Source organism: Advenella kashmirensis W13003 (assembly GCF_000506985.1).
GTDB classification, from domain to species: Bacteria; Pseudomonadota; Gammaproteobacteria; order Burkholderiales; family Burkholderiaceae_B; genus Advenella; species Advenella kashmirensis_A.
In genome coordinates this window covers 51,673-76,069 of the sequence record NZ_KI650983.1, presented here as the reverse complement: position 1 = coordinate 76,069, position 24,397 = coordinate 51,673, and the positions used below count along the sequence as shown (strand labels likewise).

Below are 24,397 nucleotides of genomic sequence, written 5' to 3'. Positions count from 1 at the left end.
TGTTCACCTGCTCAAATTAACCAACGATATTGACGAGTTTGCCGGGTACCACGATAACACGTTTCGGTGGACGTCCTTCCAGGAACTTTTCCAGGGAAGGATGGCTTTTGGCCACGCTTTCAATATGTTCGCGATCGGCGCCATTGGGAATCTGGATCGAACCGCGCAGCTTGCCGTTGATTTGCAGCATGAGTTCGATTTCATCCGCAACCAGTGCGCTCTCGTCGATCTCGGGCCACGGAGCGTCAAGCAGATCACCGTATTGCTGCGCGTAACCCAGCTCGTTCCACAAATGCCAGGTGACGTGCGGCACGATCGGGTACAGCATGCGAATCAGAATGCCCATGACTTCGCGCAGGGCTGCGTTTTCGACGGCCCCTTCGGCAAGTGTTGCACTGTCAATGGCATTGAGCAGCTTCATGTTTGCAGACACAACGGTATTGTACTGGATGCGTTCGTAATCGTAATTGGCCTGACGCAGCAGGGAGTAGGCCTGCAGGCGCAAATCCTTGACGGCTTTGTCGGCCTGGCTGAAATCGCAGATGTCGGTCGGTGCCGCCAGTATCCGTTCTTTCAGGTTATGGGCAATAGACCACAGGCGTCGCAAAAAGCGGTGTGAACCGTCTACGCCGGAATCGGACCATTCCAGCGTCTGTTCAGGCGGGCTGGCAAACATGACAAACAAGCGTGCCGTGTCGGCGCCCATGGTGTCGATCAGGGCCTGAGGATCCACGCCGTTGTTCTTGGATTTGGACATGGTGCCGACGCCGCCATACTGCACGGCAGAACCGTCCCGGTTCAGTGTGGCGCCTGAAATTGCGCCTTTTTCGTCGTAGGTATTGGTGACTTCTTCAGGCCAGAAATACTCGACGGCCCCCTGGGGCGTGCGGCGTGAATAGATGTGGTTCAATACCATGCCCTGACACAGCAGGCGGGTGAACGGTTCATCAAAGTTCAACAATCCCAGATCACGCATGACCTTGGTCCAGAACCGGGCATATAACAAATGCAATACCGCGTGCTCGATGCCGCCGATATATTGGTCCATCGGCATCCAGTAATCATTGCGCTGGTCGACCATGGCCTGATCGTTACCCGCAGAGGTATAGCGCATGAAATACCAGGAGGAGTCCACGAAGGTATCCATGGTATCGGTTTCGCGTCTTGCGGGTTTACCGCAGGACGGGCAGGTGCATGACAGGAAGGCCTCGTCTTTGGCCAGCGGATTTCCGCTGCCGTCCGGAATGAGGTTTTCAGGCAGGCGTACCGGCAGATCAGCCTCGGGCACCGGTACCGGGCCGCAGCTGTCGCAGTGAATAATCGGGATGGGCGTGCCCCAATAGCGCTGTCGGGAGATGCCCCAGTCGCGCAGACGCCAGGTTGTCTGTTTTTCGCCCAGCCCTTTTTCGTTTAATGCACGGGCAACCGCGTCAACGGCTTCACTGTATGTCAGGCCATCGAACTGGCCGGAGTTGACCACGCGCCCCTGCTGCTTGTCGCCATACCAGTCCTGCCATTCGGTCTGGCTGAACGGTTTGTCGGCGACCTGCACCACCTGTTTGATGGGAAGCGCATATTTGAGCGCAAAGGCAAAATCGCGTTCGTCATGCGCCGGCACGCCCATGACGGCGCCATCGCCGTAACTCATGAGTACGTAATTGCCGACCCAGATTTCAACCGACTCGCCGGTCAGGGGATGCACCACGCTCAGGCCGGTTGGCATGCCTTCTTTTTCACGAGTGGCCATTTCGACTTCGGTCGTGCCGCCCAGCTTGCATTTTTCAATGAAGGCGGCCAGGGCCGGATTGCCAGCTGCAGCATGCGCGGCCAGCGGATGTTCGGGTGCGACCGCGCAGAACGTGACGCCCATAATGGTGTCGGGCCGTGTCGTAAAGACGTACATGCGCCCGTCCTGGATCAGCGTACCCTGTTCATCACGAATGTTATGGGTAAACGCAAAGCGAACCCCTTCGCTTTTACCCAGCCAGTTTTCCTGCATGAGGCGCACGCGCTCGGGCCAGCCCGGCAGGTTGTGGTTCACCTGATTCAGCAGTTCTTCGGCATAATCTGTAATGCGCAAGTAATAGCCTGGAATTTCGCGCTTTTCGACCAGCGCGCCAGAGCGCCAGCCACGACCGTCAATCACCTGTTCATTGGCCAGCACCGTCTGATCCACCGGATCCCAGTTCACCACTTGCGTCTTGCGGTAGGCAATGCCTTTTTCCAGCATTTTCAGAAAAAGCCATTGATTCCATTTGTAATATTGCGGGTCACAGGCGCACATTTCCCGTGACCAGTCGATGGCCAGTCCCATCGCCTTCATCTGCTTTTTCATGTAGGCGATATTGTCGTAGGTCCACTTGGCGGGCGGCACTTTCGATTTGATGGCCGCATTTTCTGCAGGCATGCCGAAGGCGTCCCAGCCCATGGGCATCAGCACGTTGAAACCACGCATGCGCAGCTGACGCGTCATCATATCGTTGATGGTGTAGTTGCGCACATGTCCCATATGCAACTTGCCGCTGGGGTAGGGCAACATGGAGCAGGCGTAGAATTTGGGTTTTTCGTTGCCGCTTGCGTCCTTCGCATGTTCGGTCACGAGATAGGCGTCGCGTTCCTGCCAGTTTTTCTGGGCCGCTTGTTCAAGGTCGGTGGGATGGTAGTGATCCTGCATGTATAAGTTCGCACAAAATGGGACGCAGGCAGCTGCGGGCCGGCAATGGCCGGGCGACACGATTCGGCGTCCGAAAAGAATGGGATTAACCCATTATTATAGAGGCTACGCGATCGAACCGTGTGCGATGCCGGTCCAACTGCAAATTCTATGCAGGAATGACGCCGGCGGCCAGTGCGCTCATAGCCGCGTTATGCCGGTTCTGAGTCCCGGTTTTGTCCAAAATCTGCTGGATGTGGTAATTGACCGTATGGGTGGAAATGCCCAGGATCAGGGCGATATCGTCGTTGCTTTTGCCATCGGCGATCCAGTTCAGTATCTCGATCTGCCGGCGGTTCAGATCCCATCCTTCCTGCTGCCGATGGCGTCGGGACAAAATCATCTGGCAGGTGTGCAGCAAGGCGTAGACGAGCAGCCCGCAAGCGGTTCGATCGCTGGCAAACTCCTGCGCATTGATGGGACGGTTTAATCGGATCAGTGTGAGTGCCGCCCGGGTATTGCCCACCAGATTGGAGCAGGGGGCAACCAGGCCATAAAAATTTTCGCCGGTCTGTTGCGCCAGTTCGGGATGGCTGGCATAAAAGTCCTTGCGTTCCCATATTTGCATGGTTTCGCGCTGCATCAGCAGTGGAATGACCGTGTCGTGGATCAGATGGTAGTCACCGACCCGGATCAATGCATCGGGAATGGTGCCCAGGTGTTGGTAGCGCGGCGAGGTAAAGGGAACAGGAAATCGCTGTACATAATCAAAGCAGTCGAAATCCAGCATGGCAAGTGCGCGATTGATAAAGGCCATTTGTGCCGGTTCGTCCTGTGTAAGGCTAAAAACGGTGTGTGTATCGGTAGACATACTGACCCCTTATTCGAATACGGAATATTGATCGTATCGGAACAGGGGTGAAAGTGAATGGTCAATTTGCGCATGAAGGGACAGGGAGTATCCCATAGCGCCGCATGGGCGGTGCCGGGCCGGCCGCCGGTCGGAGCACGTCTTGTGGTCAGTTGCCGCCGTACAAATCAGCCTTGGTCTGGGGCGCCGCTTCAGTCGGAGCCTGCGGGTCATACAGAACGGTGCTGGTACCCACGCCGGTCCCGACACCCGCAGTGGCGCCGCCGCCGAGACCCGCGCCGACACCCACGCCTACACCGGCTCCCGCCGATACCCGCCCGCCATGACCAATACCCACACCGGCACCGACAGGTCCCAGCCCGGTCCCCAGACTGACGCCGCCGCTGCCTATGCCCAGGGACAGGCCACTGACCAGCGGCACACTGACGCCAAAGCCGGTGGAGCAGCCGGTCAACAGCAGAACGCCAAGAAAAAGAAGGGCAGGTTTGGATTTCATTGACATTGCGCGCCGGAAAAGAATGGAGTGAGAGTATCGAAAATCTAGCATACTACGTGTCGGCTGGTTGCGGAAACAAATGCAATTGTTTGCAAGCATTGTAAAAAATGCAGGATGGCTGGTTGTGCCGGCGCCATGCGCACGGTGGCTGGGTTATGATGCTGCATCAGTTATGGGTCTGAGCCGGATGCGTATGTATCTGTGAGTGTGCGGGTCAGGCTATTACAGGAGATCCGATGCTTCGTCATTTCATGTTACCGGTCGTGGCGGTTGTGGCGCTGTCCGGTTGCGCATCGAAAGCCATCTATGACCAGAATGATATCCATTTTATTTTGCCCTGCAAAACCGATACTGCTGCGTGCATGAAAAAAATGGAGCAGTCCTGCGCACAGGAAAAAGGACAGGTCATGTCGCGCGATATTGTTCAGGAAGAGCTGCCCGTTGTGCAGGTGATTTGCCGGCCCCCGCCAAAGCAAAAACCACCTGCCGAATAAGGGTTGTCACCTGCGCGTGAACGCTGACTGACGCGCACCGCCCCTGCAGACGGGTCAGCAAAGCCCGATGCAGGTCGCATCCAGTACGTATTGCTGGTGGCGGGTCTGGATGTGTTCGACCACTTTTTGCGGATCGTCTTCGACAATGAACAGATCCAGATCGTGTTCCGAAATCAGCTTGTTCGTTACCAGCTGATCCCGTATCCAGTCCATGAGGCCTTGCCAGAATTCGGTGCCGACAAAGACGACCGGCGCGCGGCTGGCTTTGCCGGTCTGGATCAGTGTGAGCGCCTCGAACATTTCGTCCAGCGTTCCAAATCCGCCTGGCATAATGATGTAGCCTGCGCTGTTCATGAAAAAGGTGGTCTTGCGCGAGACGAAGTATTTGAAGTACAGGCTGTCGGTCTGGTAGCGGTTGTCTTTTTGTTCGTGAGGCAATTCGATGTTCAGGCCGATGCTGGTGCCACCGGCTTCATGGCAGCCTTTATTGGCCGCTTCCATGATGCCGGGACCGCCACCGGAAATAACATTGAAGCCGGCCTTGGCAAGAAGGCCGCTGATCTCCTGCGTTTTGGTATAGTAGGGCGAATCTGACCGGATCCGTGCACTGCCAAAAATGCTCACCGCTGCGGTCAAATCCTTGAGACGGACGGCGGCTGTTTCCAGCTCGCTGGTAATCTCTTTTATCTGACCCTGAATCGTTGTTGCTTTTGTTACTGACATGAAAAAAACCTTGTTACTTGTTGACGGATCAAGCTATTTGTACCGCGCTTTCTATGCCATGCCCGACTTGCGCAACGCGCGGGGGGAGCCGACTGGCGCGCTTTATGGCGTGATAAACATGATGCGCAAATGCATTGATGATTATAAGGCCGATTACGCCGCATGTATTTTCGACGCAAAGGGGAAAACCTTCAGGGATGATCTGTACCCGGAATACAAAGGGGACAGGCCGCCCATGCCGGACGATCTTGCTGTGCAGACTGCACCTATTCATGAGGCCATACGCGCAATGGGCTGGCCGGTTATTGCTGCAGCGGGCGTGGAAGCGGACGATGTAATTGCAACACTGGCGGATCTGGCCGCCCGATCCGATATCCATACCATTATATCAACTGGCGACAAGGATTTGGCCCAACTGGTCAATTCCCATATTACGCTGGTCAACACCATGACGGGCGAAAAGCTGGACGAGGCCGGGGTGCTTGGCAAGTTCGGCGTGCGGCCAGATCGGATCGTGGACTATCTGATGCTGATCGGCGATGCCGTGGATAATGTGCCAGGGGTCACCAAAGTAGGGCCCAAGACTGCCGTGAAATGGCTCAGTGAGTATGACAGTCTTGATAATCTGGTGGCCAATGCCGACAGTATCAAGGGCGTCGCGGGCCAGAATCTGCGTGATGCCATTCCCCAGTTTGAGCTGACCCGCAACCTGATTACCGTCAGGCGCGACTGCGAGCTGGCCGAGTTCATGCAGGGAATCGGGGACCTGTTGCCCAAGGCACCCGATGTGCCCACGCTCACCGCCATCTATGATCGTTATGGTTTTCGCACCTGGCTGCGCGAGCTGACCGGCGATGCCGACCGGATGCCGGAGCAGGATGCCCGTGTGGCGCAGAATCTGCCCGAGGCGCCGGCGCAGGTCAGTTATCTGACGGTCGACACCGAGGAAAAATTCCGTGCCTGTTTCGATGCCATCCGACAGGCAGCGCTGGTCGCCATTGATACCGAAACCACGTCCCTGAACCCGATGCAGGCGCGTTTGGTTGGTATTTCACTTGCCATCGAACCCGGGTCTGCCTGGTACATTCCGCTGGCCCACCGTGGTACGGGAGCCGGTGTGCAACTGGATAAAACCCAGACACTGGCAGCGATGCGCGGCTGGCTGGAAGATGCGGCGGCCGCCAAGGTGTTGCATAACGCCAAGTACGACAGCCATGTCTTTCTGAACGAAGGCATTCAACTGGCAGGCATTGAAGACGACACCATGCTTATGGCCTATGTGCTTGAGTCGCATCGCAATGTGGGCATGCAGGAACTGGCGCAACGCTACCTGGGCCGTACCGGCACCACCTACGAGGACATTTGCGGCAAGGGGGCCAAACAGATCTGTTTTGACGAAGTAGATATCGAAACAGCGACCCACTATGCGTCCGAAGATGCCGACTTCACGCTGCAGCTTTATCGGGCACTTGCGCCTCTGGTGCAGCAACAGGAAGGCCTGCAGCGTATTTATCGTCTGGAAGTGCAGGTTTCCCGAGTTCTGACCCTGATCGAGCGCCAGGGGGTTCGCATTGACGAGTCCATGTTGCGCCAGCAGAGTGCGCAGATCGGTGCAACCCTGGTTGATCTGGAAAACAAGGCCTACGAACTGGCTGGCCAGCCGTTCAACCTGAATTCTCCCAAACAGCTGGGCGAGATTCTGTTTGTCAAAATGAATCTGCCGGTGGTGCGCAAGACGCCCAAGGGCGCGCCCTCTACTGATGAAGATGTGCTGGCAAAGCTGGCCGCAGATTACCCATTGCCGCGCACCCTGCTGGATTATCGGGGGCTGGCCAAGCTGAAATCGACCTATACCGATAAATTGCCGAAGATGATCAATCCGGCGACCGGGCGGGTGCACACCGATTATGCGCAGGCCGCCGTGATTACCGGCAGGCTGGCGTCCTCGGATCCCAATCTGCAGAATATTCCAGTGCGTACCGAAGAAGGGCGGCGCATTCGCATGGCGTTTGTTCCATCGGACGGGGGCGTGATTGTGTCCGCCGACTATTCCCAGATCGAGTTGCGGGTGATGGCGCATTTGTCAGGCGACGTCAATCTGCAGCGTGCGTTCCGCGAGGGGGAAGATATTCACCGGGCAACCGCCGCCGAGGTGTTTGGCGTGGCGCCCGCTGACGTCAATGCCGAACAGCGCCGGGCCGCCAAGGCCATTAACTTTGGTCTGATCTATGGCATGAGTGCGTTCGGACTGGCCGCCAATTTGGGTATTACCCGCGATGCGGCGCAAACCTATATTGACCGGTATTTCGCCCGCTATCCCGGCGTCGCCGAATATATGTCACGCATCAAGAAAGAGGCCTCGGCCAACGGATACGTGGAAACTGTATTCGGCCGGCGCTTGTGGTTGCCGGAAATCAATGCAAAAGGTCCGCGCCGCGCCGGCGCCGAGCGGGCGGCCATCAACGCGCCGATGCAGGGCACATCGGCCGATCTGATCAAAATGGCCATGGTGGCCGTGCAGGACTGGCTCGAAAAGGAAAAACTGGGTTCACGTCTGGTCATGCAGGTCCACGATGAACTGGTGCTGGACGTGCCGCATGCAGAGCAGGACCTGGTCAGCCAGGCCTTGCCGGGCCTGATGTGTGATGTGGCCAGTCTGGCCGTGCCGCTGGTGGCCGAGACAGGCGTGGGTAACAATTGGGAAGAAGCGCATTAGACCGGGCTTGCCGGATACGTGCTTTGCTTTGACCGCAGGCGGACTTGCGTTATGATGGGCGTCAAGCGCGCGACGTACCTCAGAGCGGCGGCAAAAGCGGATACTGGACCCGATATATGAAAGATACCCTCGTCTTGAGAATGGCGTTATTTGCTGTCGTCTATGGCGTTCTGGCTTTTTTGTGCATTGGCATCAGAGATCCCGACAGCCAGTCCACTTTGCTCTGGCCCGCCGGCGGCATCCTGCTGGGGGCATTGATGGCCAGTCGTAGAAAAGACTGGCTAGGCTGGGTGCTGATCGCGGGCGCGTTGCACCTGCTGGCGGGCATGTGGACCGGCAGGGCCTTGCCCGTGTCACTGGTCTACATGCTCACCGATCTTGTGGTGATGTGCGGGATAGCCGCAGTCTGGCGCAAGCGTGTGCTGCCTCACTTTAATCTGCAAAGCCCTTCCAATCTGGCGTACTTTCTTGGCCTGTTGCTGGTCGGGGCGATTGTCGGTACGGTGTTGAACAGTCTGGGGCTCAGCCTGGTGAATGCCGGAGCGTCAACGCGCGTCTACACCTGGTTTGTTGCCGATTTGATCGGCAACCTGGTGGGAGCGCCTCTCGTTATTGCCTGGTCTGCGTTCCGGGCCAGACGTTCGGGCGGATCAACGCAAACCAATTTCTACTTCGGCCTGATCTGGTTTGTGCTGCTGGTCGCCTCTGCGGCCCTGGCCTTTGATGGGCCGACCAGCGTTGCGGTGCTGGGCTCCCAGAGCTATGAGCTGTCGTATCTGCCATTGCTTTTCGTTGTTCTGGTGGCGCTGGTCTGGGACCAGCGCGGGCTGACGCTGGCGACCCTGGTGCTGGCTCTGGTGGCGGCCTTCAACACGGCCCAGAACGAGGGGCCTTTTGCAGATTCCATGGCGTTTTTCGGCAACGGTCTGCTCGAAGTACAGGGTTATATTGGCGCGGCCTGCCTGGCCGGTTTACTGATGACGGCGATTATTTCCACGCGCAATCGCGCTTTGCGCGACGCGGCGGTCTGGAAGCTGCGGTTCGAGGCGGCGTTGCAGGGCAGCCAGCATCTGGTGTATGAGTATGACCCGGCCAGCCAGCAGTTTATCTGGGCCGGAGATACACGCGGCCTGTTGGGTCTGACGCCATCTGATCTGGCGACACTGGATGCTTTCCTCAAACATGTGCATCCGGCTGATCGCCCGCAGGTTGTTGAGGGCTTCGATGCGCGGAGCTCGGTGCGGACGGCGGCGGCAGCCGCCGAATTGCGTTTTCGCATATGCAGCGCGACGGATCAATGCTTTCGCGTCGTCGATACCGGCGGGCCGCTGGCAGATCTGGATGATCAGGTGTACCGGATCAATGGATTGTTGCGTCTGCCGGGAAATGACGACGTCGGGCATAATCCAGGCTAGTGCACCCATGGAAAAGGCATCCAATTCGGTTGGCGCGCTGCTGATTCATGGTTTGGGAGGGACTCAGTTCGATCTGGGATCTTTGCACAAAATCTTGAATCGTGCCGGTGTCCAGACGCATGCATTGACGCTGCCGGGCCACGGGGGCGATCCCACAGATCTGCTGAATGTGAGTGCCGAAGACTGGATTGATGCAGTGCAGGCCAAGTACCGGGAAATTGTCGATCAATATGAAACCGTGCACATCATGGGAATGTGCATGGGATCGCTGCTGGCCGCGGAACTGGCCAAGCGCGAACGCCATGCCAAGGGCCGGCTGGTATTGCTTGCGCCTCCGGTCTATCTGGATGGATGGTCAACACCGTGGTATCGCCACTTTCGTCATCTTTTGTATGCAATCCCGTATATCGCGCAGCGTATTCGGGTCGAGGAAGAAGAGCCCTATGGGATCAAAAACGAACTGGTGCGCCGAATCGTCAAGTCGCGTTTTGCCAAGGGCGACAGTTTTCATTATCAATGGGTGCCGCTGGCAGTAGTCAGGCAAGTGGACCGTTTGCGCAACTGGGTCAGGCAGAGTCTTGAACACATCGGCTGCGCGACGCTGATCGTGCATGCCAGGGAAGACGAACTCACTTCAATCAAATCCGCCTATTACCTGCAAAAACAGATGACCGGCACGACAGTCAATGTCGTCGTTCTGGAAAACAGCTATCACATGATTTGCGTCGATAACGACCGGGAGCAGGTGGCGGTCTGCGTGCTGGAGCATTTTATGCTTGATCCGGCCCATGCCCGCCGTGCCGACAGGCAGCGTTCCGCTTCATAAAGAGACTGGTTGATTCCCGGTGGATTTCAGGTACGCCAGACATAATTGTATGAAAGGTTCGACGGTGGGCGCAGGCGAACGGGTATTGGGCGTGGTGGCACAGATGGTCCAATAGGGTGCGGCCTGAGCTTTGAATTGACCGGCATGCATACCGGTCATATTGACTGTATGAAAAAGCGAGGATGGGACCACGCCAATGCCCAGCCCTGCGCTAATCAATCCTAACGCGGTTCCGACGTGATTGACTTCGAATGCCGGTCGAAGTATCTGGCCGTGTTGCAAATACTGCGCTTCCAGCAATTGTCGCACACTGCTATTTTGCCCTCTCACAATGAGATCGTGAGCAAAAATGTCCGGCCAATCCACCCACTCGAGCGACGCCAGCGGATGATTCGTTGCGCATAATACGATCAGGGGGTCCTGAAATAGAACATGCTGGTCAAGATCGTCGGCATCGGGTTGCTCGGGCAGTAGCGCGATATCAGCGCTGCCATTTCGCACCATGTCAATCCCGATATTGGTCAATACATCATGCACGTGCAGGCGGATATTTGGATACGCCTGTCTGTATCGCACCAGCACGTTGGGAAGGACACCGGCGGCAACCGATGGTGCGACCGCAATACTCAGATGCCCGTGGGTGCCGGACACTACCTCATGCATATGTTCCAGTCCGCGCGTCAGTTGATTGGTCAGTGCGCAGGCAATGTCAAAAAACTCCAGTCCGACGACAGATAGGGTGACAGATCGCGTGTCGCGATCAAAAAGACGTGCGCCCAGCGTTTGCTCCAATCGCTGGATATTGGCACTGAGAGCCGGCTGTGACAGATGTACGGCGTCGGCGGCCTGACTGAAGCTCAGGGTTCGGGCGACAGCGAGAAACGCTTCAATCTGTTTTAACGTGATCGACATCGCGTATGCCTTGTCTAATTTATCCAAATATCAGATAAGTTTATCAAAAAATGGAAATAGACAAATAAATTTCAGCCTCCTATAGTCTTTCTGATGAGCGGTGTAGCGGTTTGTTGCTCGGTGGCGTGCGATGCGCGCGCCAGTATCTGAAACCGCATTTTGTCTTAAAAAGGAAATGCAATGAACGACGGTGTGACAGGCCCCTTGATGGGCCCGGAAGTATGGACAGGTGCGCAATTGAGCGAACGACAGGACTGGATCGAACGGCTGGAAGTGCAAGAACTCGCAGAACTGGAAGCCATGCTGCAAAATTTTGGACCAGACGTCGTTGAACCCGAACAGCTTGGACTGCAGGATTTTCAGCTATCGCATCTGCAGGCGAGGTTTGCGCGTGTACGGACACAGCTCGAAGGGGGGCGGGGCTTTGCGCTGATACGAGGGGTCCCGGTCACGCGCTATACACTGGCACAAAACCGTCTCATTTTCTGGGCGCTTTCTTTACTGCTTGGTGAGCCACAGGCACAGGACAAGTTGGGCAATCGCATGCATAGCGTAACCAACACGAATTTGCGCGTCGAAGGATCTGACGAGGTACGCAGTTATCAGACTGACGATGAGTTGACCTTTCATAACGACGGCGGCGATGCTTTCATGTTGCTGTGCCTGAGAACGGCGGTTTCCGGCGGCATGAGCAAGCTGGTGAGCGTCGGTACAATTTACAACGAAGTGCTGGCGCGCCGGCCTGATCTGCTTGAGGTGTTGCAGCAGCCATTTCACTTCGATGCGCGCGGCCAGCATCCGAGCGGATTGAAGATACAAAGCGCACCGATTCTGAATTTTTTCGATGGTCGGCTCAGTGTGCTGTATAAAAAACGGTATCTGATGGCGGCGCAGCGCTTTCCCGAGGTACCCAGGCTTACCCTGGCACAGCAGGAAGCGATCGGGCTGGTTGAGGAAATCTGTAACGATCCCGCAATTCAGCTGGGTTTTTACATGGAGCCGGGCGATATTCAGATCGCCAACAATTACGCGGTTCTCCATGCGCGCACCAAGTATGAGGATGCCCAGGATCCCGAGGCGCGTCGACATCTGCTGCGCGCGTGGCTGACATTACCTAATGGTCGTGCGCTGCCACCCGTGTTCGCCCAGACCCGGGAATTTGCAACATCCTATCAAAGTCGCCACGGAACGGCAGTGCGTGCGTGAGCCGGCTTGTTCAGGCCTGGTTGCCGCTGCGTCGCCTTTAATACATACCGCCTTCAATACAAATAATGAGAACACAAAAATCATGAGACATTTTCTTCGTTCCCTTCTTCTGCTCTCTGCCTTCGCCTGTAGTACTGTGATCAACACCTTGGCGATGGCCGCAGAGCCTTATCCCGGCAAACCGATCCGAATTGTTGTTCCTTACACGCCCGGCGGCAACACCGACCTTCTTGGTCGCCTGGTTGCACAGCATCTGGGGCAGGCGTGGAACGTCCCGGTCGTGGTGGAGAATAGGCCCGGCGCAGGCGGTACGATCGGGGTCAGTCAAGTTGCCAAATCCAAACCCGATGGCTATACCATGATTTTGGGGGCGTTTGGCAATATTCTTGTCGCCCAAAGTCTATACAAGGATCTTTCATATGATCCGGTGAAGGATCTCAAGCCGGTGATTCTGCTGGCGACCCCGCCGACCATCCTGACGGCAACGGCCAGCCTGCCGGTCTCCAATGTGACACAGCTGATCGCCTATGCGAAGAAAAATCCGGGCAAACTGAACTATGGTTCCTCTGGCAAGGGAACGTCCAATCATCTTTTTGGTGAGCTGTTCGCATCAATGGCCGGGATTGAGCTGACCCATGTTCCCTATAAGGGAAGCGGGCCGGCTGTCAACGATCTTGTTGCGGGCATGACTCAGTTGAATTTTGCGCCGTTCCCACTGGTGCTGCCGCAGATTCAGGCGGGCAAACTTAAGGCACTGGCTGTCACGGGCGCGGCGCGTTCGCCCGCGCTTGCTGATGTGCCGACTGTGGCCGAGTCGGGGCTGCCCGGTTATGAGGGTGTGGGTTGGTTTGGCTTGCTGGTTCCGTCAGGCACGCCGGACAGTATTGTTAATAAGTTGAATCAACAGATTAACCAGATACTGAGCGACCCGCAGGTGCGGGAGACCTTGTCCGCAGAAGGTGCAGTACCCATCGGGGGCTCACCGCAAGAGGCCGCGGCGTCCGTGGCGGCAGGGATCAAAAAATGGCGCGGCCTGGCAGAAAAAATCCAGTGAAGCCAGGCCTGTTATGTTCAGGACTGAACGATACGTGCGCGCAGCGCGTTAATGCGGTGTTCGATCGGCGGATGGGTCGCGAACAAGGCGGCTACGCCCTGGCCACCGCTGATCCCGGACGATTCGAACTGTTTGGGCAGTTCGCCGGGATGCATGCCGCCCAGCCGGGCCAGCGCGTTGATCATGGGAGAGGCAGACCCCAGCATCTGTGCCGAGCCGGCATCGGCGCGGTATTCGCGCTGACGGGAAAACCAGGCCACGATGATTGAGGCCAGAATGCCGAATACGATCTCACAGACGACAACCGTGATGTAATAGCCCGGGCCGACCCCGCGTTCGTTGCGGAAAACAGTCTTGTCAATGAAGTAGCCTACGACGCGGGCCAGGAAAACCACAAATGTGTTGACCACGCCCTGGATGAGGGTCAGGGTGACCATGTCTCCGTTGGCAATGTGCGCGACCTCATGACCCAGGACAGCCGTCACTTCCTCTTCGCTCATTCCGTTGAGCAGGCCGGTTGAGACGGCGACCAGCGAGTCATTCTTGAACGCGCCGGTGGCGAATGCGTTAGGCTCGCCTTCATAGATCGCCACTTCCGGATGCCCGATGCCGGCCCGGTCAGCCAGTTGGTGTACGGTGTCCACCAGCCACATTTCCTGCTGGTTGCCGGGGGAGGCCGGGTTGATGATATGCAGGCCCATGGTCCATTTGGCCATGGGTTTGCTCATCAGGAGTGAAATAAATGCGCCGACAAAGCCCACCACGGCGGAAAAGGCCAGTAACTGCCCCATGTTGATGCCGTTGGCGTCCATATAGCGGTTGACGCCCAGCAGGTTCAGCGTGAAGCCCAATACCACCATGACGGCCAGATTGGTCATAAGAAAAAGAATAATGCGTTTCATACAGCAGGTCCTTTTAGGAAGGGATCAATCCGCAAAGTGGGCGCAGAGCGTAAAAACCGGTCCGGCCTCCAGGGGCTTAAAAATAACTGAATTTAAATCACATCCATTATATAAGGGCAATCTTGTCCTTTTATAGTGTGGTTGGCAGTAGAATGTTATATTCTTTTCAGGCGATTTCCGGATTTATCATGCAGGCATTGTGGATGTTGGTGGCTTCTTTTATGTTCGCCATCATGGGGGCATCGGTCAAACTGGCGTCCGAACATGCCGCTTCACTTTCGCTGGTGATTTTGTTTCGCGGGTTGCCGTCGGTTGTGCTGCTGGTTATCTGGGCGCTGTTGACGCGCAAGTCTCTTAAGCCTAAAAGTATACGCCTGCATTTAATGCGAAATGTATTTGGCGTGGGTGCCATGTGGATGGCGTTTTACGGCTATAGCGTATTGCCCCTGGCGACCAGCACCAGTCTCAATTACACCTCTCCCTTGTTCATTGCCGGTTTTCTGCTGCTCTCGGGCAGGGCGGCCAATGATATCGTGCGCACGATTGCGGTGGGTCTGGGTTTTGCTGGCGTGTTGCTCATTTTGCGGCCCAGTATTACCGAAGATCAGTGGTTTGCGTGTGCGCTGGGCTTGACAGCCGGTGCCTGCGGCGCCGTTGCCATGATGCAGGTGAGGCAACTGGGCACCATCGGTGAGCCGATCTGGCGTACGGTCATGTTTTTCTCTATCTTTGTGACCGGCACCAGCCTGGTCGGCATCAAGGCCCATGGCATTGGGGAGCCCGATATCGTGGCCTGGGTCGCCTTGCTGGTGTGTGGATTGTCGGGACTGTTCGGGCAGTTGGCGCTGACGCGTGCTTTCGGTTCGGGCTCGCCGCTGCTGTCGGCCGCCCTGCAATACACCACCATTATCTTTTCTGCCTGCATTGGCATTCTTGTCTGGCAAAACGCGCCGGATGTGCTGGCGTGGCTGGGTATGGCGATGGTGATTATGGCGGGTCTGCTGTCGGCCTGGCGTACGCTGGCGCTGGCTGACAGACAGAAGAAAACGCAAGTGGTGGAAACAACGTCATAAGGACCGTTGGCCAGACCGCGCGGCATGGCGTGGCGTTGCGCGCACGCCAGCGGCGCCGGCCCACACTTGTGGCGGCATAATCCTAAAGGACCACGCCGTCAAAAGGGCTATGCCATCAGTTTGTTGTACCACTCGTGGAAGTGTTGCATGCCATCTTCCATGGGTGACTGATACGGGCCGACTTCCGACGTGCCGCGCTTATACAGCGCCAGTCGCCCGGCATCCATGCGTTCGGCAATTTCATCGTCTTCAATGGCCGTTTCCATATAGGCGGCCTGCTGGGCTTCGATGAAGTCGCGCTCGAACATGGCAATTTCTTCGGGATAATAGAATTCCACCAGATTCACGGTTTTTTGCGGACTGACCGGGTATAGCGTGGACAGCACCAGCACATGAGGATACAGCTCAATCATATGCGTGGGGAAATAGGTAACCCACATGGCGCCAAAGTCGGGCGCTTCTCCCTGGCGGAATTTGAGCAGTTCGTCATGCCATTTTTTGTACACTTCAGAACCGGGATTAGCCAGCGCCTGATGGATACCGACGCGCTGCAGGCTGAAGTTTTCTGCAAAATCCCAAGTCAGGTCGTCACAGGTGACAAATTTGCCCAGACCAGGGTGGAAGGGGCCGACGTGATAGTCTTCAAGATAGACTTCAATGAAGGTTTTCCAGTTGTAATTGCATTCGTGCACGATGGCGCGGTCAAATACATAACCTGAAAAATCGAATTCAGGACGTGAGAACAGCGACGCCATATCGGCAGCGGGGTCGCGCGGGCCTTCAAACAGCAGGCCGTGGCAGTGCTGTAGCGGAAACTGCTGCAGGTTTTTACAGGGATTGCTGTCAAACTGCGGCGCGCCCAGCAGGGTTCCCTGATTGTCGTAGGTCCAGCGGTGCAGCGGACAGACAATGTTGCCGCCGGAGCTGCGCAGGTTGCCATGGTTATGGGTTGTGCTGGTGACATCTCCTGCATGACCGCCCAGCATGATTGCCTGCCTGTGACGACAGACGTTTGACATCAGGCTGACTTCACTGCCGTTGCCGGCGGCGCTGTGGTTGCGCACCAGCACCCGTCCGGCCTGCTCGTGCGCCAGGGTGCGCCAGTCTCCGGGTTCGGGCACCAGTTTCTCATGTCCGACGTACAGCGCCGAGGCATCGAAGATGCGGGCCTGCTCCTTGTTAAAGATATCGTCGTTGAAGTAGACGTCGACCGGTAGTTGAGTCGTCGCCGGTGATACATGCGCCAGTTTGGCAATGTCAGACATGAGATGCCCCCCGAGGAAAATTAATGCCGCCTCACCAAGGGTCATGAGCCGGCATAAAGGTTAAAACGTTTAAAAGGAGGGCAATTTTAAAGAAAATCAAGACCTTAGTCAAGATATACCTTGAGCGCCATGATCGCGGGGGGAGCGATATATCGGATGCCTCAGAGGCATACTCGGTGCGACTACGGGGCGAAAGTCACCGGGCGCGCTGTCTTTGCGGAAAAAGTGGCAAATCCGCAACCGAAGGCGCCGCTGATTTCGTACAATGACCCCATTGCATAACAGAAAGCATTGGAGATTGGTTTTGACCGAGAATGCAAAATCCGACACTGCAGCGTTGCCTGATCAGTTCGAAGCGGCGCTGGGCGAGCTCGAATCGATCGTGGCGCAAATGGAAGACAACAGTATGTCGCTGGAAGCGTCCATTGCCGCCTATGAACGGGGTGTAAGGCTTGCGCGCGTGTGTCAGGACAAACTGGATACCGCTGAACAGCAAATCAGTGTGCTGCGCAACAATATGCTGGTGCCCCTGGCCGATCCCGGGTCGTCTGAATCATGAGTGCCATGATCGTATCGTTTAACGATTGGCTGCCTGCCTGTATTGAAAAAATCGAAGCGGCGCTTGAAAAGGCGCTGCCTGCTGCCGATGAGGCCCCTCAAAAGCTGCATCAGGCCATGCGGTATGCTGCGCAGGGTGCGGGCAAGCGCCTGCGGGCCGCCCTGGTGTATGCCGCAGGGCAGGCCAGCGCACAGCAAAGCGCCTTGCCCTCGGCACTGGAGCACACGCTGGGCCGCGCGGCCGTTGCCGTTGAACTTATTCATGCCTATTCACTGATTCACGACGATTTGCCGTGCATGGACGATGACGTCTTGCGGCGCGGCAAGCCCACGGTGCACATTCAGTTTGACGAAGCCACCGCCATGCTGGCCGGTGATGCGTTGCAGCCGTTGGCTTTTGCGCAGCTGGCGCAAATGTCGGTTGCGCCGGCCCTGGTTGTGCAGGCCGTCAATGTGCTGTCGCAGGCGGCAGGCAGCCAGGGGATGGTGGGCGGACAGGCCATTGATCTGGCCAGCGTCAATACGCGGCTTGACCCCGAGCAGCTTCAGCATATGCATCGCCTCAAAACAGGTGCCCTGATCGAGGCCAGCGTACAGCTGGGCGCGATCGTGACGGCGGCCAATTCGGATATTCGCATGGCGCTGGAAAACTATGGTTCGGCCATCGGATTGGCGTTCCAGGTTGTTGATGACATTCTTGATGTCACCGCCGACCAGCAGGCGCTGGGCAAAACGCCGGGCAAGGACGCCGCAGACAATAAACCCACGTATGTATCGGTCATGGGCCTGGAGCAATCGCGCGCTTTTGCACAGCAGTTGCACGAGGCCGCGCTTGACGCCATCAAGCCCCTGGGAGAGCCTGCCTGCCGATTGCGCGAACTGGCCGATCTGATTATTCATCGCCAATCCTGACGATCTTTTGATGTCAACCCGAGACTCACTGTGCCTGATCTGCCTGCTGCAGGGCGCGGCACCCAAGACGATTTCATGACAAAGTTACTAGATACACTCGATTCACCCGCAGATGTGCGAAAACTGAGCCAGCCCCAACTGAAAGCTGCGGCAACCGAGCTGCGCGCCTTCATTCTGGACTCGGTATCGCGCACCGGTGGCCATCTGTCGTCCAATCTGGGCACGGTGGAGCTGACACTGGCGATTCACCATGTTTTCAATACACCGCACGACCGGGTGGTGTGGGATGTGGGGCACCAGTCGTACCCGCACAAAATCCTGACCGGACGCCGTGGCGATATGCCGGGGTTGCGCCAGCAGGGCGGCATATCGGGTTTTCCGCGCCGCTGCGAGTCCGAATACGATTCATTTGGCACTGCACATTCCTCTACGTCAATTTCAGCGGTGCTGGGCATGGCTGTGGCCTCCAGAAATCTCAAAATCGATCGCCAGCACATTGCCGTGATCGGGGATGGAGCCATGACTGCGGGAATGGCTTTTGAGGCGCTCAATAATGCCGGAGTGACGCCGGGCGTGAACGTGCTGGTCATTCTGAATGATAACGATATGTCGATTTCGCCGCCGGTGGGCGCGCTCAACCGGTATCTGGCGCGTCTGCTGTCAGGCGGTCTTTATCGTGATGCAAAAAATGTGGGACGCGCCGTGCTTGAGCACATGCCTGCGCCCATGCTGGATATCGCGCGCCGCGTCAAGGGGCATGCCAAGGGCATGATCAGCCCGGCCACGCTGTTCGAAGAGCTGGGGTTCAATTATGTCGGCCCGATCGACGGCCACGACATGGACTCTTTGGTTCCGACCCTTCAGAACCTAAGGGAATTGGGCGGCTTGCAGTTTCTGCATGTTATAACCAAAAAAGGTCAGGGCTATAAGCTGGCCGAAGCCGATCCGGTGCTGTATCACGGTCCCGGCAAATTCGATCCCGAGCTGGGAATCCAGAAGCCGGCCAAACCGGGCAAACAAACGTTCACCCAGGTTTTTGGTCACTGGCTTTGTGATATGGCCGAACAGGATTCGCGCCTGGTGGCCATTACCCCTGCCATGCGCGAAGGCAGCGGGCTGGTGGAGTTTGAAAAGCGCTTTCCGCAGCGGTATTTTGATGTAGGCATTGCCGAGCAGCACGCGGTCACGTTTGCGGGGGGGATCGCCTGCGAGGGACTCAAGCCGGTTCTGGCCATTTATTCCACGTTCCTGCAGCGTGGCTACGATCAGTTTATTCATGATGTGGCGCTGCAGAACCTGGATGTGACCTTTGCGCTGGACCGTGCGGGTCTGGTCGGGGCTGATGGCGCGACCCATGCGGGCAATTATGACATTGCATTTTTGCGATGCGTCCCCAATATGGTTATAGCGACCCCGTCGGACGAAAATGAAACCCGCTTGCTGCTGTCTGCCTGCTACCAGCATGTGGGACCGGCCTCTGTCAGGTATCCGCGGGGCAGCGGTATCGGCGCTATTGTTTCATCCGGTCTGGATGGTGTTGAACTGGGCAAGGCCGTGGTGCGGCGCACGGGCAAAAAGCTGGCAATATTGGCATTTGGCACGCTGCTGCATGCGGCTGCGCCCGTAGCCGAAAGGCGCGATGCCACCCTGGTGGATATGCGCTTTGTCAAACCGCTGGATGAGGCCTTGCTGCTGGAATTGATGAAGTCGCATGACCAGCTGGTGACCCTTGAAGAAGGGGCTATTATGGGCGGCGCAGGCAGTGCGGTAACCGAGTTGATGCATGCGCATGGCCTGAACGCGGATGTTTTGCAGTTGGGCTTGCCCGATACCTTCATTGATCATGGAGACCAGAGCGGTCTTCTGGCTGGTGTCGGACTGGATGCAGCAGGAATAGAGCAGGCGATTGCCCGGCGTTTCGGGCCTGCGCCTGCAGATCAATAAATTTAGAGTAAATACATGAATTCTCAAATCGAACCATCGGTGCTGATGCCGGACGTACAAAGTACACTGGATGAACGCCATATCACCATTCAGCGTGTCGGCATCCGGCAGGTCAAGCAGCCCATGTTGCTGCAACTGGCCGACGGTTCGGTGCAGGCGACCATTGCGGAGTGGACATTCACCGTTATGCTGCCGGCGCACGAAAAAGGCACGCATATGTCCCGTTTCATGGCGCTGCTCAATGCCTGGCGCAACCGTCCCATGACGGCTGAAACCTTCCGTGCCATGGCGCTGGAAATGCTGCCCCTGTTGCATGCTGAAAAGGGCGATATCACGGCGACGTTCCCTTATTTCATCAACAAGAAGGCACCTGTGTCGGGCGTGGAAAGCCTGATGGACTACCAGGTGACCTGGGTCGCCATGGCCGAGGGTGATCAGGCGGTGGTCGAGCAAACCATGGTCGTGCCGGTCATGAGCCTGTGCCCATGCTCGAAAGCCATTTCCGAGTATGGGGCGCATAACCAGCGCTCGCATGTCACGGTCAGCCTGACGGCGCAACAGCACTATGAGCTGGATGACCTGATTCGTCGAATCGAAGCCCAGGGTTCCTGCGAGCTGTGGGGGCTGCTCAAGCGCACCGACGAAAAATACGTCACCGAACGCTCCTACGACAATCCCAAATTTGTCGAAGACCTGGTGCGTGACGTGGCTGCCGTCTTCCAGAAGCTGCCTGGGGTGGTCAAGTACCGGGTGCAAGCCGAGAACTTTGAATCCATCCACAATCACAGCGCTTACGCCGTGGTGGAAGGCTAGCGCCTGACGGTCGGGAAGGCGTGTGCCGGTCTCATCGGCAGCGCATCCCGGCGCGTGCGGGGCTCCAGCCTGGCCACGAAACAGGGAAATTCGTGGTAAATCAGCATCTTGCCGACAGATAAGGCCACAATTGAGTGGTCTTTTTTTATTTGCTGTGTTATGCTTTACGGTTTCTTGCTCGCCCCGGTACGGGGTTGCGGGCAGGGTGCGGGCACTTTTTGTTTTTTTGTGTCTGTCGCCTTGCCAATCACGCAGTCAGTAGTGCCGGCGGGCTGCCCCCGTGATAGATGTTTGCAAAACTGCTGCCCGTTTGGCAGTCATGGTTTGATGCCGGCATCCTGTTGCGGATATTCCACAAGGAGTTATCTATGCGTCACTACGAAGTAGTGTTTATTGTTCACCCTGATCAAAGCGAGCAGGTGCCCGCCATGATCGAACGTTACCAGGCAACGGTAACAAACGACGGTGGTACCGTACATCGCCTCGAAGACTGGGGTCGCCGCCAACTGGCCTACCCAATCCAGAAACTGGTCAAAGCACATTATGTCTGCATGAATATCGAATGCTCACAAGCCGCACTGGATGAGCTTGAGCATGCGTTCCGCTACAACGACGCCGTGTTGCGTCACCTGGTGATCAAGGCCCGCAAGGCGCACACCGGTGCATCAGTCATGATGAAATCTGTAGAGCGTGAAGAGGCCCGCAAGGCCACGACCGAGCAGACATCTGAACAGGAAAACGCAGGTTAATGGCGCATTGCGCCAGGCATCAATATGAACCAGCTCAGCCTGCAGGCCCGCATACTTGAAATGGGCGCCCTCAGGCATACGCCGGCAGGCTTGCCGGTACTGGATCTGATCCTGACGCACGAGTCCGAAGTGATTGAAGCCGGTCTGCCGCGACGCGTCGAAATGACGATTCCCGCCAAGGCCGTCGGCCAATGGGGACAGAAAATGGCCTCACTGCCACTGGGAGCTGAAATGCGCGTACGCGGATTTCTGGCACCTACCAGAAAGAATTCCAGCAGGCTGGTATTGCATATCCAGCAGGCCGACTTTCCGGGCAGATCGAACACGGACACACCGCCATCACCAGGCATCCTGGCATAACGGAACGAGCGGTACGCTCACTATTGAAATTCAGAGGGTCAGGCCCTCGCAAACATAAAAGGCAATATCATGGCTTTCATGAAAAAAGGCAAGGATAAACGCAGTAAGTTTCCTCAGCAAAATCCATTGTTCAAACGTCGCAAATTCTGCCGTTTCACGGCCGCTGGCGTTGAAGAAATCGACTACAAAGATGTCGACACCCTGCGTGATTTCATCACTGAAACAGGCAAAATCATTCCTGCACGTCTGACAGGCACCAAAGCGCACTACCAGCGTCAACTGGACTCTGCGATCAAGCGCGCGCGCTTTCTGGCTCTGTTGCCGTACACAGATAACCACAACTAATCAGGAAAACCATCATGCAAGTTATTCTTCTCGAGAAAATTGTCAATGTCGGCAACCTGGGTGAAGTGGTTCGTGTCAAAGACGGCTACGCTCGCAACTTTTTGATCCCCCAGAAAAAAGCCCGTCGTGCAACAGAAGCGGCTATCGCTGAATTCGAAGCACGCCGTGCCGAGCTGGAAAAAGTCCAGGCTGAAAAACTGGCTGCTGCCCAGGCACAAGGTGAAAAACTCAACGGCTACAAGCTGCAAGTCAGCCAGAAAGCCGGTGTTGACGGCCGTCTGTTCGGTTCTGTCACCAATATGGATATCGCTGCCGGCCTGCAGGCCGCCGGTTTTGAAGGCGTGGAAAAAAGCCAGGTTCGCCTGACTGATGGCGCCATCAAGGCTGTGGGCGAATACCCCGTGCAAGTCTATCTGCACGCTGACGTGGTGTCTGACATCACCGTCAACGTTGTAGGTGAAATGGCGTAAGCTGTCTGCCTGCACTGCGGTTGCACATGAACAAAGAGCCGGTCTGACCGGCTCTTTGTATTTGTATCTGCCCTGACGCACAGGCGGTTAACTGCGTATAATGACATTTTTCTCCAGGGTTGTGCCGCGCCAGTTCGCTTTGGTTGCGCGCCGCCCCATGAACACCTAATCACTTTCCCGGTTCATCCTGCCATGAATGCTCCTGATCCTCAACTGGACTCCCTGCGCCTGCCCCCTCATTCTGTCGAGGCGGAGCAGTCGGTGCTGGGCGGGCTGCTCATCGATAATGCGCAGCTTGAGAATATCAGCGGGCTGCTGGCTGAAGACGATTTCTATCGTCATGACCACCGGTTATTGTTCCAGCACATTTGCAAGCTCATCAATCTGGATCGTCCGGCCGATGTGATTACCGTGCACGAATCGCTGGTTCTTGAGAGCAAATCCGAGGAAATCGGCGGGCTGGCCTATCTGGATGCGCTGACGCGCAATACGCCGTCCGCGGCCAATATTATCCGCTATGCCGAAATCGTCCGTGAACGCGCTATTTTGCGCAAGCTGGTCACGTTTGCGGATGAAATCGCGGCCGAGGCCCTCAATCCGCGGGGCAAGGAAGCACGCCAATTGCTGGATGAGGCCGAGACTCGTATCCTGAAGGTGTCCGAGGGCTCGTCTTCCGGCAGCGAATTCAAGGAGGTGGGCGATCTGCTGGTCGACGTGCTTAAGCGCATTGAGGAGCTGGGCGAAGGTAATCACGGCGATGTATCAGGTATTCCCACCGGCTTTGTGGACCTGGATCGCAAAACCACAGGTCTGCATCCTGGTCAATTGGTGATTGTGGCGGGTCGTCCTGCGATGGGTAAAACCTCGTTTTCCATGAACATTGCAGAACATGTGGCGATTGATGAAGGCTTGCCTGTGGCCGTGTTCTCCATGGAGATGGAGGCCACACAGCTGGCCGCTAGGATGATCGGCTCCATCGGCAAGCTGGATCAGCAGCGCATGCGTACAGGTCGTCTGCTGGACGAAGACTGGCCCAAACTGACTCACGCCATGCAGTTGCTGCAAGAGGCGCAGATCTATATTGACGAGACGCCTGCGCTCAGCCCGCTGGTATTGCGTTCGCGCGCGCGCAGGCTTAAGCGCAAATGCGGCAAGCTGGGCTTGATTGTGGTCGATTATTTGCAGCTGATGTCTGGCAATGCGCTGTCCAAAAACGATAACCGTACGGCCGAGATTTCCGAGATCAGCCGGTCACTCAAGACCCTGGCCAAGGAAATGGAGTGCCCGGTCATTGCCTTGTCGCAGCTTAATCGCGGTCTGGAGCAACGCACCAACAAGCGACCGATTATGAGTGACTTGCGCGAATCAGGCGCGATTGAGCAGGACGCCGACTTGATTCTGTTTATTTACCGCGACGAGGTGTATCACCCCGATACCCAGGATAAGGGCTCTGCCGAAGTTATTATCGGCAAGCAGCGGGCGGGTCCGATCGGCACCGTCAGGCTGACCTTTGCTGGTGAATTTACCAAGTTCATGAACTACGCCGGTCCGGGCGACAGCTTTATCGCTGAATAAGCGGACGTTCACGGCAGTCCGCCTGTCTGCTCAACCGGTCGCCGGCTGCGTGTAGATGGAGCCGG

The 24,397-nt window shown here is 56.7% G+C and carries 23 protein-coding genes; 16 read left to right on the top strand and 7 right to left on the bottom strand.

The window, feature by feature from the left end; genetic code table 11:
* Positions 1-16: 16 nt before the first annotated feature.
* From leuS to W822_RS46470, 3 genes are all read right to left on the bottom strand, one after another.
* Positions 17-2,674: a leucine--tRNA ligase gene (leuS, locus tag W822_RS44260; RefSeq protein ID WP_024007252.1), complete on the bottom strand. Its 2,658-nt coding sequence runs from the start codon at positions 2,672-2,674 to the stop codon at positions 17-19.
* Positions 2,675-2,822: 148 nt separating this feature from the next.
* Positions 2,823-3,524 (bottom strand): helix-turn-helix transcriptional regulator, encoded by a 702-nt coding sequence (locus tag W822_RS44255; protein WP_024007251.1) that lies wholly within the window; start codon positions 3,522-3,524, stop codon positions 2,823-2,825.
* A gap of 148 nt (positions 3,525-3,672) precedes the next feature.
* Complete coding sequence (locus W822_RS46470) at positions 3,673-4,020, bottom strand: hypothetical protein (RefSeq protein WP_034281056.1); 348 nt, start codon at positions 4,018-4,020, stop codon at positions 3,673-3,675.
* Positions 4,021-4,256: 236 nt separating this feature from the next.
* Between W822_RS46470 and W822_RS44250 the strand changes: the two genes are divergently transcribed.
* Positions 4,257-4,514 carry a hypothetical protein gene (locus W822_RS44250; protein ID WP_024007248.1) on the top strand — a complete coding sequence of 86 codons (258 nt, stop codon included), beginning with the start codon at positions 4,257-4,259 and terminating at the stop codon, positions 4,512-4,514.
* A 54-nt stretch (positions 4,515-4,568) separates the two neighbouring features.
* Here the strand turns inward: W822_RS44250 and W822_RS44245 are convergent, their stop codons facing one another.
* Positions 4,569-5,237: an LOG family protein gene (locus W822_RS44245; RefSeq protein ID WP_024007247.1), complete on the bottom strand. Its 669-nt coding sequence runs from the start codon at positions 5,235-5,237 to the stop codon at positions 4,569-4,571.
* On the opposite strand from W822_RS44245, the gene polA reads away from it, so the two are divergent.
* The 3 genes from polA (at position 5,236) to W822_RS44230 (ending at position 10,194) form a co-directional block, all read left to right on the top strand.
* Positions 5,236-7,953: a DNA polymerase I gene (gene polA, locus W822_RS44240; RefSeq protein WP_024007246.1), complete on the top strand. Its 2,718-nt coding sequence runs from the start codon at positions 5,236-5,238 to the stop codon at positions 7,951-7,953. The genes W822_RS44245 and polA overlap by 2 nt on opposite strands.
* A 116-nt stretch (positions 7,954-8,069) precedes the next feature.
* Positions 8,070-9,368: an MASE1 domain-containing protein gene (locus W822_RS44235; protein WP_031243695.1), complete on the top strand. Its 1,299-nt coding sequence runs from the start codon at positions 8,070-8,072 to the stop codon at positions 9,366-9,368.
* Between the two features lie 7 nt (positions 9,369-9,375).
* A complete protein-coding gene (locus tag W822_RS44230) occupies positions 9,376-10,194 on the top strand; it encodes an alpha/beta hydrolase (RefSeq protein ID WP_024007244.1) in 819 nt (272 codons plus the stop codon).
* Here the strand turns inward: W822_RS44230 and W822_RS44225 are convergent.
* Positions 10,189-11,106 carry a LysR family transcriptional regulator gene (locus W822_RS44225; RefSeq protein WP_024007243.1) on the bottom strand — a complete coding sequence of 306 codons (918 nt, stop codon included), beginning with the start codon at positions 11,104-11,106 and terminating at the stop codon, positions 10,189-10,191. The genes W822_RS44230 and W822_RS44225 overlap by 6 nt on opposite strands.
* A gap of 180 nt (positions 11,107-11,286) precedes the next feature.
* On the opposite strand from W822_RS44225, the gene W822_RS44220 reads away from it, so the two are divergent.
* Together W822_RS44220 and W822_RS0124175 are read left to right on the top strand one after the other, a co-directional pair.
* Positions 11,287-12,312 carry a TauD/TfdA family dioxygenase gene (locus W822_RS44220; RefSeq protein ID WP_031243693.1) on the top strand — a complete coding sequence of 342 codons (1,026 nt, stop codon included), beginning with the start codon at positions 11,287-11,289 and terminating at the stop codon, positions 12,310-12,312.
* An 82-nt stretch (positions 12,313-12,394) separates the two neighbouring features.
* On the top strand, positions 12,395-13,366 hold the full coding sequence (locus tag W822_RS0124175) for a Bug family tripartite tricarboxylate transporter substrate binding protein (protein ID WP_081724489.1): 972 nt from the start codon (positions 12,395-12,397) through the stop codon (positions 13,364-13,366).
* Between the two features lie 17 nt (positions 13,367-13,383).
* On the opposite strand, the gene htpX is transcribed toward W822_RS0124175, so the two are convergent.
* The gene (gene htpX / locus W822_RS44215) at positions 13,384-14,268 is read right to left on the bottom strand and encodes a protease HtpX (protein WP_024007241.1); all 885 of its coding nucleotides are present in this window, start codon (positions 14,266-14,268) and stop codon (positions 13,384-13,386) included.
* Positions 14,269-14,456: 188 nt separating this feature from the next.
* Between htpX and W822_RS44210 the strand changes: the two genes are divergently transcribed.
* Positions 14,457-15,341 (top strand): DMT family transporter, encoded by an 885-nt coding sequence (locus W822_RS44210; RefSeq protein ID WP_024007240.1) that lies wholly within the window; start codon positions 14,457-14,459, stop codon positions 15,339-15,341.
* 107 nt (positions 15,342-15,448) lie between these two features.
* On the opposite strand, the gene W822_RS44205 is transcribed toward W822_RS44210, so the two are convergent.
* On the bottom strand, positions 15,449-16,606 hold the full coding sequence (locus W822_RS44205) for an aromatic ring-hydroxylating oxygenase subunit alpha (protein ID WP_024007239.1): 1,158 nt from the start codon (positions 16,604-16,606) through the stop codon (positions 15,449-15,451).
* A gap of 304 nt (positions 16,607-16,910) precedes the next feature.
* Here W822_RS44205 and xseB point away from each other — a divergent pair, with 304 nt between their 5' ends.
* From xseB to dnaB, 9 genes are all read left to right on the top strand, one after another.
* The gene (xseB, locus tag W822_RS44200; RefSeq protein WP_024007238.1) at positions 16,911-17,165 is read left to right on the top strand and encodes an exodeoxyribonuclease VII small subunit; all 255 of its coding nucleotides are present in this window, start codon (positions 16,911-16,913) and stop codon (positions 17,163-17,165) included.
* Positions 17,162-18,076 carry a polyprenyl synthetase family protein gene (locus W822_RS44195; RefSeq protein WP_024007237.1) on the top strand — a complete coding sequence of 305 codons (915 nt, stop codon included), beginning with the start codon at positions 17,162-17,164 and terminating at the stop codon, positions 18,074-18,076. Before xseB ends, W822_RS44195 begins: the two co-directional genes overlap by 4 nt.
* Positions 18,077-18,151: 75 nt before the next feature.
* Positions 18,152-20,020 (top strand): 1-deoxy-D-xylulose-5-phosphate synthase, encoded by a 1,869-nt coding sequence (gene dxs / locus W822_RS44190; RefSeq protein WP_031243686.1) that lies wholly within the window; start codon positions 18,152-18,154, stop codon positions 20,018-20,020.
* 15 nt (positions 20,021-20,035) lie between these two features.
* Positions 20,036-20,833 carry a GTP cyclohydrolase FolE2 gene (gene folE2, locus W822_RS44185; protein WP_024007235.1) on the top strand — a complete coding sequence of 266 codons (798 nt, stop codon included), beginning with the start codon at positions 20,036-20,038 and terminating at the stop codon, positions 20,831-20,833.
* 368 nt (positions 20,834-21,201) lie between these two features.
* Positions 21,202-21,582, top strand: a complete 381-nt coding sequence (rpsF, locus tag W822_RS44180; RefSeq protein ID WP_024007234.1) for a 30S ribosomal protein S6 — start codon at positions 21,202-21,204, stop codon at positions 21,580-21,582.
* A gap of 24 nt (positions 21,583-21,606) precedes the next feature.
* The gene (priB, locus tag W822_RS44175) at positions 21,607-21,942 is read left to right on the top strand and encodes a primosomal replication protein N (protein ID WP_024007233.1); all 336 of its coding nucleotides are present in this window, start codon (positions 21,607-21,609) and stop codon (positions 21,940-21,942) included.
* A gap of 69 nt (positions 21,943-22,011) precedes the next feature.
* Complete coding sequence (rpsR, locus tag W822_RS44170) at positions 22,012-22,287, top strand: 30S ribosomal protein S18 (RefSeq protein ID WP_024007232.1); 276 nt, start codon at positions 22,012-22,014, stop codon at positions 22,285-22,287.
* Between the two features lie 14 nt (positions 22,288-22,301).
* Positions 22,302-22,757: a 50S ribosomal protein L9 gene (gene rplI, locus W822_RS44165; protein ID WP_024007231.1), complete on the top strand. Its 456-nt coding sequence runs from the start codon at positions 22,302-22,304 to the stop codon at positions 22,755-22,757.
* A 192-nt stretch (positions 22,758-22,949) separates the two neighbouring features.
* On the top strand, positions 22,950-24,332 hold the full coding sequence (gene dnaB, locus W822_RS44160) for a replicative DNA helicase (protein ID WP_024007230.1): 1,383 nt from the start codon (positions 22,950-22,952) through the stop codon (positions 24,330-24,332).
* The last annotated feature ends 65 nt before the right edge of the window (positions 24,333-24,397 follow it).

Excerpts from the sequence above, each read along its gene's own strand:
- rplI (WP_024007231.1), top strand. The coding sequence starts at position 22,302 with ATGCAAGTTATTCTTCTCGAGAAAATTGTCAATGTCGGCAACCTGGGT.
- rpsF (WP_024007234.1), top strand. The coding sequence starts at position 21,202 with ATGCGTCACTACGAAGTAGTGTTTATTGTTCACCCTGATCAAAGCGAG.
- W822_RS44245 (WP_024007247.1), bottom strand. The coding sequence starts at position 5,237 with ATGTCAGTAACAAAAGCAACAACGATTCAGGGTCAGATAAAAGAGATT.
- htpX (WP_024007241.1), bottom strand. The coding sequence starts at position 14,268 with ATGAAACGCATTATTCTTTTTCTTATGACCAATCTGGCCGTCATGGTG.
- polA (WP_024007246.1), top strand. The coding sequence starts at position 5,236 with ATGAAAAAAACCTTGTTACTTGTTGACGGATCAAGCTATTTGTACCGC.
- priB (WP_024007233.1), top strand. The coding sequence starts at position 21,607 with ATGAACCAGCTCAGCCTGCAGGCCCGCATACTTGAAATGGGCGCCCTC.
- W822_RS44230 (WP_024007244.1), top strand. The coding sequence starts at position 9,376 with ATGGAAAAGGCATCCAATTCGGTTGGCGCGCTGCTGATTCATGGTTTG.
- leuS (WP_024007252.1), bottom strand. The coding sequence starts at position 2,674 with ATGCAGGATCACTACCATCCCACCGACCTTGAACAAGCGGCCCAGAAA.
- rpsR (WP_024007232.1), top strand. The coding sequence starts at position 22,012 with ATGGCTTTCATGAAAAAAGGCAAGGATAAACGCAGTAAGTTTCCTCAG.
- dxs (WP_031243686.1), top strand. The coding sequence starts at position 18,152 with ATGACAAAGTTACTAGATACACTCGATTCACCCGCAGATGTGCGAAAA.
- W822_RS46470 (WP_034281056.1), bottom strand. The coding sequence starts at position 4,020 with ATGAAATCCAAACCTGCCCTTCTTTTTCTTGGCGTTCTGCTGTTGACC.
- W822_RS44235 (WP_031243695.1), top strand. The coding sequence starts at position 8,070 with ATGAAAGATACCCTCGTCTTGAGAATGGCGTTATTTGCTGTCGTCTAT.
- W822_RS44195 (WP_024007237.1), top strand. The coding sequence starts at position 17,162 with ATGAGTGCCATGATCGTATCGTTTAACGATTGGCTGCCTGCCTGTATT.
- folE2 (WP_024007235.1), top strand. The coding sequence starts at position 20,036 with ATGAATTCTCAAATCGAACCATCGGTGCTGATGCCGGACGTACAAAGT.
- dnaB (WP_024007230.1), top strand. The coding sequence starts at position 22,950 with ATGAATGCTCCTGATCCTCAACTGGACTCCCTGCGCCTGCCCCCTCAT.
- W822_RS44255 (WP_024007251.1), bottom strand. The coding sequence starts at position 3,524 with ATGTCTACCGATACACACACCGTTTTTAGCCTTACACAGGACGAACCG.
- W822_RS44225 (WP_024007243.1), bottom strand. The coding sequence starts at position 11,106 with ATGTCGATCACGTTAAAACAGATTGAAGCGTTTCTCGCTGTCGCCCGA.
- W822_RS44205 (WP_024007239.1), bottom strand. The coding sequence starts at position 16,606 with ATGTCTGACATTGCCAAACTGGCGCATGTATCACCGGCGACGACTCAA.
- W822_RS44220 (WP_031243693.1), top strand. The coding sequence starts at position 11,287 with ATGAACGACGGTGTGACAGGCCCCTTGATGGGCCCGGAAGTATGGACA.
- W822_RS0124175 (WP_081724489.1), top strand. The coding sequence starts at position 12,395 with ATGAGACATTTTCTTCGTTCCCTTCTTCTGCTCTCTGCCTTCGCCTGT.
- W822_RS44210 (WP_024007240.1), top strand. The coding sequence starts at position 14,457 with ATGCAGGCATTGTGGATGTTGGTGGCTTCTTTTATGTTCGCCATCATG.
- W822_RS44250 (WP_024007248.1), top strand. The coding sequence starts at position 4,257 with ATGCTTCGTCATTTCATGTTACCGGTCGTGGCGGTTGTGGCGCTGTCC.